The sequence below is a fragment of the Streptomyces sp. NPDC002446 genome (genome assembly GCF_053595675.1).
Genome location: NZ_JBSFYC010000022.1, coordinates 38,053 through 52,400, shown reverse-complemented (window position 1 = coordinate 52,400; position 14,348 = coordinate 38,053). Strand labels below are relative to the sequence as shown.

12 protein-coding genes are annotated in these 14,348 nt (G+C 71.7%); 5 read left to right on the top strand and 7 right to left on the bottom strand.

Features of this window, described 5'->3' with window-relative positions; genetic code table 11:
- Positions 1–145: 145 nt before the first annotated feature.
- The 3 genes from ACWD6P_RS15215 to nsdA all read right to left on the bottom strand — a co-directional run bounded on the left by ACWD6P_RS15215 (position 146) and on the right by nsdA (position 3,585).
- On the bottom strand, positions 146–484 hold the full coding sequence (locus ACWD6P_RS15215) for a P-II family nitrogen regulator (RefSeq protein WP_451444539.1): 339 nt from the start codon (positions 482–484) through the stop codon (positions 146–148).
- Positions 481–1,821 (bottom strand): ammonium transporter, encoded by a 1,341-nt coding sequence (locus tag ACWD6P_RS15210; RefSeq protein ID WP_451444538.1) that lies wholly within the window; start codon positions 1,819–1,821, stop codon positions 481–483. Before ACWD6P_RS15210 ends, ACWD6P_RS15215 begins: the two co-directional genes overlap by 4 nt.
- 288 nt (positions 1,822–2,109) lie before the next feature.
- The gene (gene nsdA, locus ACWD6P_RS15205; protein ID WP_451444537.1) at positions 2,110–3,585 is read right to left on the bottom strand and encodes a transcriptional repressor NsdA; all 1,476 of its coding nucleotides are present in this window, start codon (positions 3,583–3,585) and stop codon (positions 2,110–2,112) included.
- 532 nt (positions 3,586–4,117) lie between these two features.
- Between nsdA and ACWD6P_RS15200 the strand changes: the two genes are divergently transcribed.
- Positions 4,118–4,786 (top strand): bifunctional DNA primase/polymerase, encoded by a 669-nt coding sequence (locus ACWD6P_RS15200; RefSeq protein WP_451444536.1) that lies wholly within the window; start codon positions 4,118–4,120, stop codon positions 4,784–4,786.
- Here the strand turns inward: ACWD6P_RS15200 and ACWD6P_RS15195 are convergent.
- Positions 4,759–5,685, bottom strand: a complete 927-nt coding sequence (locus ACWD6P_RS15195) for an alpha/beta fold hydrolase (protein ID WP_451444535.1) — start codon at positions 5,683–5,685, stop codon at positions 4,759–4,761. The genes ACWD6P_RS15200 and ACWD6P_RS15195 overlap by 28 nt on opposite strands.
- 108 nt (positions 5,686–5,793) lie before the next feature.
- The gene (gene ftsY / locus ACWD6P_RS15190; RefSeq protein WP_451444534.1) at positions 5,794–7,023 is read right to left on the bottom strand and encodes a signal recognition particle-docking protein FtsY; all 1,230 of its coding nucleotides are present in this window, start codon (positions 7,021–7,023) and stop codon (positions 5,794–5,796) included.
- A 146-nt stretch (positions 7,024–7,169) separates the two neighbouring features.
- On the opposite strand from ftsY, the gene ACWD6P_RS15185 reads away from it, so the two are divergent.
- From ACWD6P_RS15185 to ACWD6P_RS15175, 3 genes are all read left to right on the top strand, one after another.
- Positions 7,170–8,402, top strand: coding sequence for an NAD(P)/FAD-dependent oxidoreductase (locus tag ACWD6P_RS15185; protein WP_451444533.1), 1,233 nt, complete (start codon positions 7,170–7,172; stop codon positions 8,400–8,402).
- Positions 8,403–8,625: 223 nt separating this feature from the next.
- Positions 8,626–10,107 carry a purine-cytosine permease family protein gene (locus tag ACWD6P_RS15180; protein ID WP_451444532.1) on the top strand — a complete coding sequence of 494 codons (1,482 nt, stop codon included), beginning with the start codon at positions 8,626–8,628 and terminating at the stop codon, positions 10,105–10,107.
- 118 nt (positions 10,108–10,225) lie between these two features.
- Positions 10,226–11,260 carry an LLM class flavin-dependent oxidoreductase gene (locus tag ACWD6P_RS15175; RefSeq protein WP_451444531.1) on the top strand — a complete coding sequence of 345 codons (1,035 nt, stop codon included), beginning with the start codon at positions 10,226–10,228 and terminating at the stop codon, positions 11,258–11,260.
- On the opposite strand, the gene ACWD6P_RS15170 is transcribed toward ACWD6P_RS15175, so the two are convergent.
- On the bottom strand, positions 11,245–11,607 hold the full coding sequence (locus ACWD6P_RS15170) for a cupin domain-containing protein (RefSeq protein ID WP_451444530.1): 363 nt from the start codon (positions 11,605–11,607) through the stop codon (positions 11,245–11,247). The genes ACWD6P_RS15175 and ACWD6P_RS15170 overlap by 16 nt on opposite strands.
- A 71-nt stretch (positions 11,608–11,678) precedes the next feature.
- On the opposite strand from ACWD6P_RS15170, the gene ACWD6P_RS15165 reads away from it, so the two are divergent.
- Entirely contained in the window at positions 11,679–12,698 is a 1,020-nt protein-coding gene (locus ACWD6P_RS15165) for a GlxA family transcriptional regulator (RefSeq protein WP_451444529.1), read from the top strand.
- Between the two features lie 85 nt (positions 12,699–12,783).
- Here ACWD6P_RS15165 and ACWD6P_RS15160 read toward each other — a convergent pair whose 3' ends face one another.
- Positions 12,784–14,202 carry a sugar porter family MFS transporter gene (locus ACWD6P_RS15160; RefSeq protein WP_451444528.1) on the bottom strand — a complete coding sequence of 473 codons (1,419 nt, stop codon included), beginning with the start codon at positions 14,200–14,202 and terminating at the stop codon, positions 12,784–12,786.
- Positions 14,203–14,348: the final 146 nt, after the last annotated feature.

The following is a 14,348-nucleotide window of genomic DNA, read 5'->3' as shown; positions in this document are numbered from 1 at the left end:
GTATTCTGTTACTTCTCGGGGAGGGGGTTTCTCGCACGGCCAGTCTGGTCCGATGCCCGGCGTCGAGGCCATCCGCCGCGCGGGGTCCGGCTCCGGCCTCCGGCGGCGGTCGCCGCCGCGGGGCCGGTGCCGGACCGTGGGCCCGTTACAGCGCGTCCGGCCCTCGTTCACCGGTGCGCACCCGGACCGCGTCGTCCACCGGGACGCTCCACACCTTGCCGTCGCCGATCTTGCCGGTGCGGGCCGCCTTGACGACGATGTCCACCAGCTCCTCGGCGTCCGCGTCCTCGACCAGCACCTCGATGCGGATCTTCGGCACCAGGTCGACGGTGTACTCGGCGCCGCGGTACACCTCCGTGTGCCCGTGCTGCCGGCCGTAGCCGCTGGCCTCCGTGACGGTCAGACCGTGCACGCCGAAGGCCTGCAGGGCGTTCTTCACCTCGTCGAGCCGGTGCGGCTTGATTACTGCCGTGATGAGCTTCACGCGTCCACCTTCTTGTTCAGTGCCTGGCCCAGTGCGGGTCCCGTGCGGGGCGCGGAGCCGCCGCCCGCGCCGGCGAAGTCGTACGCCGTCTCGGCGTGCTCGGCCTGGTCGACGCCGGCGATCTCCTCGTCCTCGCCGACCCGGAAGCCCATCACCAGGTCGATGACCTTGGCAAGGACGTAGCTGACGACCAGGGAGTACAGCAGCACGCTGACCACTCCGATGGCCTGCTTGCCGAGCTGTTCGAAGCCGCCCCCGTAGAACAGGCCCTTGGCCTCGCTCTGCACGCCGCCGGTGGCGAACAGGCCGATCAGGAGCGATCCGGCGACGCCGCCGACCAGGTGGACACCGATCACGTCGAGGGAGTCGTCGTAGCCGAGCTTGTACTTCAGGTTGACGGCCATGGCGCACAGCACACCGGCGATCACGCCGATGGCGATGGCACCGAGCGGGCTGACCGAGCCGCACGCCGGGGTGATCGCGACGAGTCCGGCGACGGCGCCGGAGGCCGCGCCGAGCGTGGTGAACGAGCCGTGCCGGAGCTTCTCGTACGCCAGCCAGCCGAGCATCGCGGCGGCGGTGGCGACCTGGGTGTTGACGAAGGCGACCGCACCGATGCCGTCGTCGTTGCCGAGCCAGGAGCCGGCGTTGAAGCCGAACCAGCCGAACCACAGCAGGCCGGCACCGAGCATCACCAGGGGCAGGCTGTGCGGCCGCATCGGGTCCTTCTTGAAGCCGATGCGCTTGCCGACGACCAGGAGCGCGGCGAGCGCGGCGGCACCGGCGTTGATGTGCACGGCCGTGCCGCCGGCGAAGTCGATGACCTCCAGCTCGTACAGCCAGCCGCCCTCGCCCCACACCCAGTGGGCGACGGGGAAGTAGACGAGGGTGACCCACAGGGCGATGAAGAGCGCCCAGGCGGTGAACTTCACCCGGTCCGCGAGCGCGCCGCTGATCAGTGCGGGCGTGATGATCGCGAACATCAGCTGGAAGACGGCGAAGACATAGACCGGGATGGTGGAGGTTCCCCACAGCTCGGTCAGTCCGATGTCGCTCAGGCCGGCGAAGTGGCTGTCCCAGCCGATGAAGCCGCCCTTGTCGGTGCCGAAGGCGAGTCCGAAGCCGTACAGGACCCACAGGATCGTGACGATGCCCAGGCTGATGAAGCTCATCATCAGCATGTTGAGCACGCTCTTGACCCGGACCATCCCCCCGTAGAAGAAGGCGAGACCGGGGGTCATGATCATCACCAGTGCGGAGCAGATCAGCATGAACCCGGTGTTGGCCGGGCTGAGTGTCACCTTTTCTGCCGCGATCGTCAGGATGCCTGGGGGCATCGGCGTCTCCTCGTCGTCGATGCGGCCCGTGCGGGCGTGTTTCTGGTGGGCCGACTTCGCGATGAGGTTGTCGCAGGGTGGTTTCGGCCAAACCTTGCCGGTGTTTCGCCGCAGTGACGAAGGAGGCCGCTGTGTTACGCCGCGATGAACTCCGTGATCAGCTGGGATTCACCCGTTCACCCGGCAGAAAACGACCCGGCCACGGCGCCGTCCGCATGACCTGGCAGGGGGGAGCCGAGTCGGGTTGTACGGGACGGCGGCCGTGGCCGGGGGTCTGGGGGGAGGCTGTCAGCCGACGGCCTCCGCGGTCTCCGGCAGCTGGCGGGCGAGCTCGTCGGTGAGCTGGATGACCTCGGCGACGCCGCCGAACTCCCGGGCGGCGGTGTCGATGGTCTTGCGCAGCCGGGTGTTGACGCGCTCGGAGCGGACCTGCCGGGCGAACGGGATGGCCTTGTGCGCCATCTCGGCGCAGGCCTCCGGCTCCTTCTGCAGCAGCCGTACGGTGGCCATTCCGATCAGGTTGAGCGCGTAGGACCGCTGGTGCTCGGGGTCCTTGCCGAACAGGTCGACGGCCCGCTCCATGACGGGCTCGGCGAGCGAGGCGTAGGTGGGGCTGCGGCCGGCCACATAGGCCAGATCGCGGTAGGAGTGGGCGTTCTCGGCGTTCAGCTCGGCCTCGGAGAAGAAGCGGATCCAGTCCGGCTCGGGCTCGCCGGGCAGGACGTCGGAGAAGGTGTCCTCGGCCATCCGCACGGCCCGCTTGACCTTGCTGGGCTGGCCCATGCCGGCGTAGGCGCGGGCCTCCATCGCATACAACATCGCCTGGGTGCGCGGGGTGGCCGTCTCCCGGCTGCCGTACTGGGCGAGGTGGATCAGCTCCAGCGCGTCGTCCGGCCGGCCGAGGTGGATCATCTGCCGGCTCATGCTGGAGAGGATGTATGAGCCGAGGGGGCGGTCGCCGGCCTCCTTGGAAGCGTGCAGGGCCAGCACGAAGTACTTCTGTGCGGTCGGCTGGAGTCCGATGTCGTAACTCATCCAGCCGGCCAGCTCGGCGAGCTCGGCGGCGACCTTGAAGAGCCGCTTGGCGACCGGCGCCGGCTGCGGCTCCTGGAGGAGGTCGGTGACCTCGTGAAGCTGGCCGACGACCGCCTTGCGCCGCAGCCCGCCGCCGCACTGCGCGTCCCACTGGCGGAACATCGCGGTGGTCGACTCCAGCAGGTCCAGCTCCGGCTTGGACAGCCGCGCGGGCCGCCTGGCCCGGTCGGGCTCCTCCGTGCCGCCCTGGGCCGCGGGGACGGGCACCAGCCAGCGCTGCATCGGCTCGATGAGGCTGGGGCCGGCGGCGAGCGCGAGGGACGTGCCCAGGAAGCCGCGGCGCGCCAGCATCAGGTCGCTGCGGGAGAACTCGCTGATGAGGCTGACCGTTTGGGCGCCGGCCCAGGGCAGGTCCACGCCGGAGACGGACGGGGACTGGTGCGCGGAGCGCAGCCCCAGCTCCTCGATGCCGACCACGCAGCCGAAGCGTTCGGAGAACAGCTCGGACAGGATCCGGGGGATGGGCTCGCGCGGCTGCTCGCCGTCGAGCCAGCGCCGCACCCGGGAGGTGTCGGTGCTGATGTGGTGGGCGCCCATCTGGCGCGCCCGGCGGTTGACCTGTCGTGCCAGCTCGCCCTTGGACCAGCCGCTGCGCATGAACCACGAACCCAACTGCGCGTTGGGCTGTTTGACGGCGTCGGTGCCGCCCGTGCCGCCGTTGCCGCCCACTGGAAGCCCCTCCCGATAGCTGCCTTGGTGCCTGGTGCCTGGTGCCTTGGTGCTCGATGCCTGGTGTGCTCTGTGCCTGCGTGCCTGGTGCGCACTGCGAACCGCCCGCAGGCCGCCGCCTGTTGCGACGCCTGTCCGGGGTACATCTACCCGATCACGGATTCCGGCCACACCTTTTGGCCTGTGCTCGACCGGTGCGTTGCCACCGGCATACCCGTGCGAACGATGCCCCTTCGGGGTTCGTGCACCGAAAGTAATCCTACGATCACGCCCCCCGCGAGGGCGATTGGGGAAACGCCACCATTCGCCACCCCTTCGAATGAACTCCCCGCCCGGCTCCCGCGATTGACTTGACACAGGTCGAGTACGGCCGGGCGGAACGGAGCACGCGACGGCTCGCGGCGCGCGCCGCACCACCCGGCACACCACGTCGCACTACCGCCACCGCGGGCCGCCGACGGAGCGTGAACGGCGCCCCGTCGTCAACCCGCCGACTCGTAACCACTGACACGCACCACCCGTTGGAGGGGGCATGGGCTTCACGATCGGCGGCATCCGGGAGATTCGTTCCGCCTCCCGGCGCCGCGTCCGCTCGACCGAGATCACGGCGGTGGCGGAGTACACCGGCCTGTGGGGCTGGGACGTCGCCCCCGGTGCCCGTGCGGTGCGCACCGGCAGCGGCCGTACGGACTGTTCGTGCGGAGCCGCCGACTGCCCCGCGCCCGGCACCCATCCGCTGGCCTTAGGAGAGGAGCTGGCCGCGGGCGCCACTCTGGAGAAGGCCGCCGCGGTGTGGGCGGAGACACCGGGCGCCGCGGTCCTCCTCCCGGTGGGCCGCTCGTTCGACATCCTCGACGTACCGGAGGCCGCGGGCCGCGTCGCGCTGGCGCGCCTGGAGCGGATGGGGCTGCCGCTCGGCCCGGTCGCCGCGGCCCCGACCGGCCGTGCGCTGTTCTTCGTGGCCCCGGGCGCGGCCGCCGCACTCCCCGATCTGCTCTACCGGACGGGCTGGGACGACGCGTCGCTCGACCTGCGCCCGCTGGGCCCCGGCGACCACATCACCGCGCCCCCGTCCGACCACGGCGGCCGGGGCCCGATGCGCTGGCTGCGGCCGCCGGCCCTGGACACGGCGGGCCGTCCGCCGCAGGCCCGGCTCCTTCTGGGCACGCTGGCCTACGTGTGCGCGCGGCTGTGCGGCTGACCTGGCGCCGCCGCTCCCGCCGGGCCGGGCGGGCGCCCGGCGCGTTCCAGGAGCGTGTGGAGTACGTCCTCGGCGTGGGTCCACAGCACCGCGCCGCCGATGCCCGGGACGAGGTGCCGGACGGCTCCGGGGATCCTGCGGGCCAGCCCGGCGCCCTGGTCGGGTGAGTGGCCGGTGTCCTCGGCGCCGTACCACAGGTCCACCGGGATCGTGATCGCGGAGAGGTCGATGCCCCACCGCCCCATGGCCAGCGCGGTGTCCCGCGCGTACCCTCCGGGCCCGGGTGCGAAGGCCTCTTCCAGCGCCTCCCGGTAGGCGGCGGCGAATGCGGGCTCCTCGTAGACCGCGCGGTCGCAGTCGGGGCTGTTGGCCAGCACCATCTCCCACATGGCCTGCGGGGTGAATCCGGCGAGGGCCCGCTCCGCGGCGGCCGGGTCGGTGACCGCCAGGCCGACGAGCCGGCGCAGCTCGGCCGGGAGCGCCTCGGCGAACCGGGGCTCGGCGATCTCGTCTGCGCCGGAGACCACCGCCAGCGCGCCGATCGCGTCCTGCGCGGCGCAGGCGAGGGCGAACGGCGCTCCCTGCGAGTTGCCGACCATGGCGGGCCGGCCCAGGCGGCGCCGGGCGGCGAACTCCCGTATGTCCGCGGCGAAGGCGGTGAAGCCGCGCGCGGGTGCCGGGGTGGAGACTCCCAGGCCGGGCCGGTCCAGGCTGATCAGCCGGACTCCGAGCGTCTCGACGGCCGTGGGGCCGAAGCCGAGCCGTCGGCTGGTGGCTGCGCCCGGGGAGAGCAGGACCGGTGTGCCGTCCGCCGGGCCCCATTCCGCCCAGCCCAGCTGCCGTCCGTCGGGGAGTCGTTCGGTGCCGGTGCGGGCCGGGGCGGCGATGCGTAACGTCATGATCCAAGAATGCCGGGCCCGTCCGGCGAAAAGGCATCGGCCCCCGGTTCCCGCCGTGTGCGGGGCCGGGGGCCGAGGCAGCCGGGGCGTGGCGCTCCCTGCGCGGGGTCAGTCGATAAGGGCGTCAACGAACGCCTTCGGCTCGAACGGCGCCAGGTCGTCCGCGCCCTCGCCCAGTCCGACGAGCTTGACCGGTACGCCCAGTTCGCGCTGGACGGCGATGATGATGCCGCCCTTGGCGGTGCCGTCGAGCTTGGTGAGCACCACACCGGTGATGTCCACGACCTCGGCGAAGACCCGCGCCTGCACCAGGCCGTTCTGGCCGGTGGTGGCGTCCAGGACGAGGAGTACCTCGCCGACCGGGCCGTGCTTCTCGACGACGCGCTTGACCTTGCCGAGCTCGTCCATCAGGCCGGTCTTGGTGTGCAGCCGCCCGGCGGTGTCGATCAGGACGACATCGGCGGACTCGGCGATGCCTTCCTTCACGGCGTCGAAGGCGATCGAGGCGGGGTCGCCGCCCTCGGGTCCGCGCACCGTGCGGGCGCCGACCCGCTCGCCCCAGGTCTGCAGCTGGTCGGCGGCCGCGGCACGGAAGGTGTCGGCGGCGCCGAGCACGACGGACTTGCCGTCGGCGACCAGGACGCGGGCGAGCTTGCCGGTGGTGGTGGTCTTGCCGGTGCCGTTGACGCCGACGACCAGGACGACGCCGGGGATCTCGCCGCCGCCGTTGCCGATGCCGTTGGCGGTGTGCACGGTGCGGTCGAAGTCGGGGCCGATGAGGGTCAGCAGCTCCTCGCGCAGCAGGGTGCGCAGTTCCTCGGGGGTGCGGGTGCCGAGGACCTTGACCCGCTCGCGCAGCCGGTCGACCAGCTCCTGGGTGGGGGCGACGCCGACGTCGGCGGTCAGCAGGGTGTCCTCGATCTCCTCCCAGGTCTCCTCGTCGAGGTGTTCGCGGGAGAGCAGGGTCAGCAGGCCCTTGCCCAGGGTGTTCTGGGAGCGGGAGAGCCGGGCGCGGAGCCGGACCAGGCGTCCCGCGGTGGGTTCGGGGACCTCGATGGCGGGCGCGGCGGGCGCCTCGGGCTCGGCGGCCGGTGCCTCGGCCGCGGGGGCCTCGGCGGTGGGCAGGACGACTTCTTCGATGGTGCGACGTTCTTCGTCGCGGGGGGTCTCGGCCTCCTCGCCGACGTGCGGTTCGGCGGGGGGCGCGGTGACGGAGGGCTTGGGGGCAGCCGGCGGGGGCGGCGGCAGCTGCTTCTTCTTGCGGCCGCTGACGACGAGCCCGCTGATCGCGCCGAGCACGACCACGGCGATGACTACAGCAAGGATGACGAATTCCATAACCCCTCCAGTATCAGCCACACCCCGCCGAAGGGGACCGCACGCGCCGAATCTGGATCCCCCGTATCCGGATTGAATCTGGATGTGTAGCATCCTGATTCACTCACTCCCCGGACCGCCCGGGGAGCATCGGGAGGGGAATCCGGATGTTTGATGTCCTGGTTGTGGGCGGCGGCTTCGCCGGGCTGTGGAGCGCCGCCGCGGCGACCCGGCTGCTGCGCGCCCACGACGCCGGCTCCGCGGCGCACAGCGTGGCGCTGCTCACCCCGGGCCCGGATCTGGTCCTGCGGCCGCGCCTCTACCAGGCCGCCCCGGACCGGATGCGGGTGCCGCTCGACCGGGTGCTGGGCCCCGTCGGGGTACGGCGGATCGCCGCCACCGCCACCGCGATCGACACCGCCCGCCGCCGGGTCACCACCGTCTCGGCGGACGGCAGCCGCACCGAGGTGGGCTACCGGCGCCTCGTCCTGGCCACCGGCAGCGCGCTCGTACGGCCCCAGCTGCCCGGCGCCGCGCTGCTGCACGACATCGACACCCTCCCGGCGGCCGTGCGGCTGGAGGAGCATCTGCGGGCGCTGCCCCAGGCGCCCGACGGGCCGGGCCGCTGGACCGCGGTCGTGGCCGGCGCCGGCTTCACCGGGCTGGAGCTGGCCGCCGAGCTCGTCGGCCGGCTGCGCGCCCGGGCGGCTCCGCTCGGCGCGGCGCACGAGGTGCGGGTGGTGCTGGTCGAGCGGGCCGCGGTGATCGGCGAGGGGCTGGGCGCCGCGGCCCGCCCGGTGATCACGGCGGCGCTGGACGCGCTGGGCGTCGAGCGCCGCCCGGGCACGACGGTGACCGGCCTGGACGAGCGCTCGGTCGCCCTCTCGGACGGCAGCACCGTGGCGGCCCGTACGGCCGTGTGGACGGCGGGGATGCGGGCGAGCGCGCTGACCGCGCAGATCCCCGCGGCCCGGGACGCGCTGGGACGGCTCGCCGTGGACGGCCGGCTGCGGGTGCGCGGCGTCGCCGGGGTCTACGCGGCCGGGGACACCGCGGCGGCCGCCGACCAGGACGGCCACCCCGTCCCGCAGAGCTGCCAGCACGCCACCCCGCTCGGCAAGGTGGCCGGCCACAACGCCGCCGCGGAGCTGCTCGGCCTGGAGCCGGTGGACTTCGCCCCCGACCCGTATGCGACCTGTCTCGATCTGGGCGAGGCGGGGGCGGTGGCCACCGCCGGCTGGGACCGCACGCTGCGCACCGGCCCCGAGGGCTTCGCCAAGGACCTCAAGCGCGCCATCAACGAGACCTGGATCTCCCCGCCGGTCGACGATCCGCAGGAGCTGCTGCGGCGGGCCGACCACCGGGTCGGGCAGCGGCCGGCCGGCCCGTCTCCTGCCTGATCGAAGAGGCCTGGCTGGACCCTTCGACGAAGGTGGGTGACACTCGTCCTCGTCGAGGGATCCAACGGCGCACAGCGGCATAAGTTGGATCAAAGTACGATGGTGGACGGCCGCGCAACGCGCGTAGAGTCCTGGCAACCAAATTCTGGCCAGGCATCACAGCCGCTGCCTGCACCTCCTCCCCGGGGGTGCCCCAGATCCCCGCACGGAGATACCTGCACCTATGGGCACCAGCACCACGTCCGCTCCCGAAACCGAAGGCGCAGTCGAGACCCGCGGCATCGAGCCCGTTCCCGACAACGAGCGCCGGGGCCGCGTCCGCGAGCTCTTCCCCACCTGGGTCGCCGCCAACATCAGCGTGTTGTTGCTCACCATGGGCGCCTCCCTCGTGATCAACAACGGCCTGAACTTCTGGCAGGTCCTGGTGGTGGCCGCCATCGCCTCCGCCGTCTCCTTCGGCATGGTCGGCCTGCTGTCGGTCTCCGGTAAGTGGGGCGGCGCACCGGGCGCGATGCTCTCCCGCGCCGCCTTCGGCGTGCGGGGCAACTACTTCCCGGGCGCCATCCTGTGGGTCGCCCGCTTCGGCTGGGAGACGATCAACGCGGTCACCGGCGCGTACGCCATCCTGACCGTGCTGAACCTGGTCTTCGGCATCAAGCCCAACAACGTGCTGATCGTCGTCACGCTGCTCGGCTTCGTCGCCTGCACCTTCCTGGTGAGCGGACTGGGCCGCAAGGCGCTGAACGTGTGCAACAAGTACTCCACGTACCTGTTCAGCGCGATCAGCGTGGTCGTCCTGGTGCATCTGATCGTCAAGATGCCGTGGAGCGACATCCTCGCCAAGTCGCCGGGCAGCGCCACCCTGATGATCGCGGGCATCGGCACCATCGCCGCCGGCGGCATCAGCTGGGTCCCCACGGGCCCGGACTTCGCGCGCTACCTGCCGCACTCCGCCTCCGGCAAGAAGATCGTCGGCACCACCATCTCCGGTGCGGCCCTGGTGCTGATCCCGATGGTGATCATGGGTGGTGTGATGGCCGTCGGCAACCCGTCGCTGGCCAACCAGAACACCGACCCGATGTCCTTCCTCGGCCAGGTCCTGCCGACCTGGATCGCGATTCCGTACCTGATCACCGCGCTGATCGGCATGATGTTGATCAACAGCCTGTCGATGTACTCCGCGGGCTTCACCGCCCAGACCATGGGGGTCAAGCTGCCGCGCGCCCTGGCGGTCAGCGTCAACGCCGTCATCAGCCTGGTCGGCGGCCTGTTCATGATGCTGGTGGCCAAGGACTTCATCGGCCAGTTCATCGCCTTCCTGACCCTGCTCGCGGTCTCCTTCTCCGCCTGGATCGGCGTCTACGGCATCGACATGGCGCGGCGGCGCAAGCTGGCGGTGCGCTATGACCCCGAGGGCCTGATGGACACCGGCCGCACCAGCCGCTACTGGTACGTCGGCGGCTTCTGCTGGCAGGCCATGACCGCCTGGTCGGTCGCGCTGGCCGCGGGCCTGTGCTTCACCAAGGTCCAGTGGTTCACCGGCCCGCTGGCCACCACCTGGATCGGCGAGAACGGCCTGGGCTGGGCGGCCACGATCGCCATCGCCGCACTGGTCTTCGCCGTACTGCCGACGCCCAGGGAGTCGGTCCCGTCGGCCGCGGACGCGGCGCACTCCGAGGACCGCCGGCCGGTCGAGGTGGGCTGACCGTCCGCAGCCGCCCGGCCCCGGCCGACGCGGCGCCCGGATCACACCCCCTAGTGATCTGACGCCGCGTCAGCTAACGTCCCCTTCGCCAATCTCCTTGGCGAAGGGGACGTTTGTCATGTCTGCCCTGCCCTCCCTGCCCGTCACGGTCGTCCGCTTCAACCTCGTCGACCCCGCGCCCGCGCCCGCCTCGCTCCGCGCGCGCTACCGGGCCGCCGTCGAGATGGCGGCCTTCGCCGACGACCGCGGGCTGACCATGATCCAGACCGAGGAGCACCACGCCACCGCCAACGGCTGGATGCCCTCCCCGCTCACCTTCGCCGGCGCCGTCTTCGGCGCCACCCGCCGCATCGGCGTCACCGTCTCGGCGCTGATCACCCCGCTGTACGACCCGCTGCGGCTGGCCGAGGACCTCGCCTCGCTCGACCTGCTCAGCGGCGGCCGGCTGGTCACCGTCGCCGGCCTCGGCTACCGGCCCGAGGAGTACGCGGCGCACGGCAAGGACTGGCCGGGCCGGGGCGCGCTCCAGGACGAGGTGCTCGCGACGCTGCTGTCCGCCTGGACCGGCGAACCGTTCACCTATCAGGGGCGTACGGTCCAGGTCACCCCGCGCCCGTACACCCGCCCGCATCCGCCGCTGCTGATCGGCGGCAGCTCGCGCCCCGCGGCCCGGCGCGCCGCCCGCCTGGGCCTCCCCCTCTTCCCCAGCGCCCACCTCCCCGGACTGGAGGCCTACTACCACGAGCAGTGCGCCGCCTTCGGCACCGAGGGCCGGGTGCTCCAGCCGCCCCGGCAGACCGCGCTCCTCCATGTTTCCGAGGACCCGGACCGGACGTGGGCCGAGTACGGCGGCCATCTGCTGCACGAGGCACGGACGTACGCCTCCTGGCAGTCCGCGGGCATCCGCTCCGCGGTGCGCTCGGCCGCACGGGACGTCGCGGCGCTGCGCCAGGAGGGCGTCTACCGGGTCCTGACCCCCGGCGACTGTGTGCGGCTCGCCCAGAAGGCGGGCGCCCGGGGCTCGTTGATCCTGCATCCGCTGTGCGGCGGGATGCCCGTCGACGAGGGCTGGCGCTCACTGCACCTGTTCGCCGAGCAGGTGCTGCCCCGCCTCCAGTCAGGCGGGGCAGGCGGTTCTCAGCCCTCGGGGTAGAAGACGAAGATCGTGCAGCCGGTCTCCGAGCGCGGAATGTGCCAGGAGCCCGCGGGCGCGTGGAGGAACGACCCCGCCTGGTGGTCGCCGAAGCCGTCGTTGAACGTGCCCGAGACGACGAAGACCTCCTCCGGCCCCGGCTCGTGCACATCGATCCGCTCCCAGGCGGCCCCCGGATCGATCTCCAGTACCTGGGCCTTGGCCCCGTTGTCCCCCGTCCACAGGGGACGGATCCGGACCCCCGGGAACAGCTCCTCCACCGGTGCGTCGGCCACCGCCGACCACACATATCCGGCCATCTCCTGACCGCTGATCGCATTGCCGTGCTGCGTGCTGTGCTGTGTCATGCCGTCAGCCTCGCGTGCCGGGCCCCCGGTCCCCCAGTGTCAGAAAAGACGTCCTCGGGTACTTTCCTGCCATGCCCCATGATCGCCCCGCCGATGCCCCGGAGGCCGACGGCACACCGCTGCACCGGGTGGTGGTCCTGGCCCACGCGCCCCAGGGCCCCTTCGAACTCGGCTGCGCCGCCGAGGTCTTCGGCACCCGCCGCCCCGGTCTGCCCGTCCACTACGACTTCACGGTGTGTACGGAGTCACCCGGTCCGGTGCGGACGACGGCCGGCTACGACATGCTCGTCACCGAGGGGCTCTCCGCCCTGGAGACGGCCGACACGGTCGTCATCCCGGGCTGGATACCGCAGGACGAGCCGCTGACGCCCGCCGTGCACGAGGCCCTGCTCGGCGCGCGGCGCAACGGCGCCCGTCTGATCACCATCTGCTCCGGTGTCTTCGCCCTGGCCCAGACCGGTCTGCTCGACGGCCGCCGGGCGACCACGCACTGGGCGCGCGCGGCCGCGCTGGCGGCCCGCTTCCCGCGGGTGCAGGTCGACCCGGGGGTGCTGTACATCGACCACGGCGACGTGGCCACCAGCGCCGGTGCCGCGGCCGGCGTCGACCTGTGTCTGCATCTCGTACGCAGCGATCACGGGGCCGCCCATGCCGCACGGATCGCCCGGCACATGGTCATGCCGCCGCACCGCGAGGGCGGCCAGGCCCAGTACGCGGCCCCTTCCCCGGGCGACCTGATCGATCCGGCGCGCGCCATGGACCGGTCGCTGGCCCCGCTGCTGGAGTGGGTGGCCGGCCGGCTGCCCGAGCCGCTCTCGGTCGAGGACATGGCCGGTCATCTGCGGGTCTCCTCGCGGACCCTGGCCCGCCGGTTCACCGAGCAGCTCGGCACCAGCCCCGGGCAGTGGCTGCTGGGCCGCCGGATCAACGCGGCCCGCACGCTGCTGGAGGAGACCGATCTGCCCGTCGAGGCGATCGCCGTGCGGGTCGGCCTGTCCTCGGCTACCAACCTGCGCCGCCGCTTCCAGCAGGCCCTGCACACCACGCCGGCGGCGTACCGCAGGGCGTTCCGTACGACCGGCCGGCCCTGACGGCCCCCGGCACAAAGACTGCTGCCCCGGGTCGCCTTGTGACCCGGGGCAGCAGCCAGTACTGAGGAGACGGACTGGCGGGGGGTTAGCCCATCTCCTCCAACGCCTTGCCCTTCGTCTCCTTGACGTACTTGAGCACGAAGGGGATCGAGAGCAGGGCGAAGATCGTGTAGATCACGTACGTACCCGAGAGGTTCCAGTCCGCCAGGCTCGGGAAGCTGGCCGTGATGGCCCAGTTGGCGATCCACTGTGCGGAGGCGGCGACGCCGAGCGCGGCGGCACGGATCTTGTTCGGGAACATCTCACCGAGGAAGACCCAGACCACGACGCCCCAGGAGAGCGCGAAGAAGAGCACGAAGACGTGGGCGGCGATCAGGGCCACGGTGCCTTCGGTGGACGGCAGGGTGCCGGCCGCGGTCTTGGCGGAGAAGGCCCAGGCCTCCAGGGCGAGCGAGACGGCCATACCGGCCGAGCCGATCAGCGCCAGCGGGCGGCGGCCGATCCTGTCGACGAAGACCATCGCGATGACGGTGCCGATGATGTTGATGATCGACGTGGTGAAGCTGTAGAAGAACGAGCTCTCGGGGTTGACGCCCACGGACTGCCACAGCGTCGAGGAGTAGTAGAACGCGACGTTGATGCCGACCAGCTGCTGGAAGACCGAGAGTCCGATGCCGACCCAGACGATCGGCAGGAAGCCCATCTTGCGGCCGAGCAGGTCCTTGAACGTCGACTTGTGCTCGCGGCGCATCGCCTCGTCGATCTCGGCGACCCGGGTGTCGAGGTTCACCGTGTGGCCCTCGACCTCGGCGAGCACCTCCTTGGCGCGCTCGACCTTGCCGACGGAGATCAGGTAGCGCGGCGACTCGGGGATCGCGAAGGAGAGCAGACCGTAGAGAACCGCCGGGACGACCATCACGCCGAGCATCCACTGCCAGGCCTCGAGACCGGCGATCGTGCCGCGCTGGTCACCGTCGGCGAGGTTGAGGATGCCCCAGTTGACGAGCTGGGAGATGGCGATGCCGATGACGATCGCGGCCTGCTGGAAGGAGCCGAGCCGGCCGCGGTAGGCGGACGGGGAGACCTCGGCGATGTAGGCCGGGCCGATGACCGAGGCCATACCGATCGCGAAGCCGCCGATGACCCGCCAGAAGGCCAGGTCCCAGAGGGAGAAGGGCAGCGCCGAACCGACGGCGCTGACGGTGAAGAGCACCGCGGCGATCTGCATCACACGGATGCGGCCGATCCGGTCCGCGATCCGGCCGGCGGTGGCGGCACCGATGGCGCAGCCGATCAGCGCGATGGCGATCACCTGGGCGAGGACGGCGGACCCGACGTCGTAGCGGCTGCGGATCGCCTCGACGGCGCCGTTGATGACGGAACTGTCGTAGCCGAAGAGAAAGCCGCCCATCGCGGCAGCCGCGGTGATGAAGATGACATGGCCGAGGTGGTCCGGGTGGGCCTTGCGGCCTTCCGGGACCGTCGGCTGCGCGGTGCTGGTCAACGTGAACTCCAGTGGCCCGGCTGCGCTGCCGGGCGTAGGGGGCTGGCCCTTCCAGTGGTGCATAGCTTGGGGGCAGCCACCACTTGAAGGTAAAAGCAACGTTGCAGAGACTATGCCTTCAAGTTTCGAAGTCAATACCGCGTAAT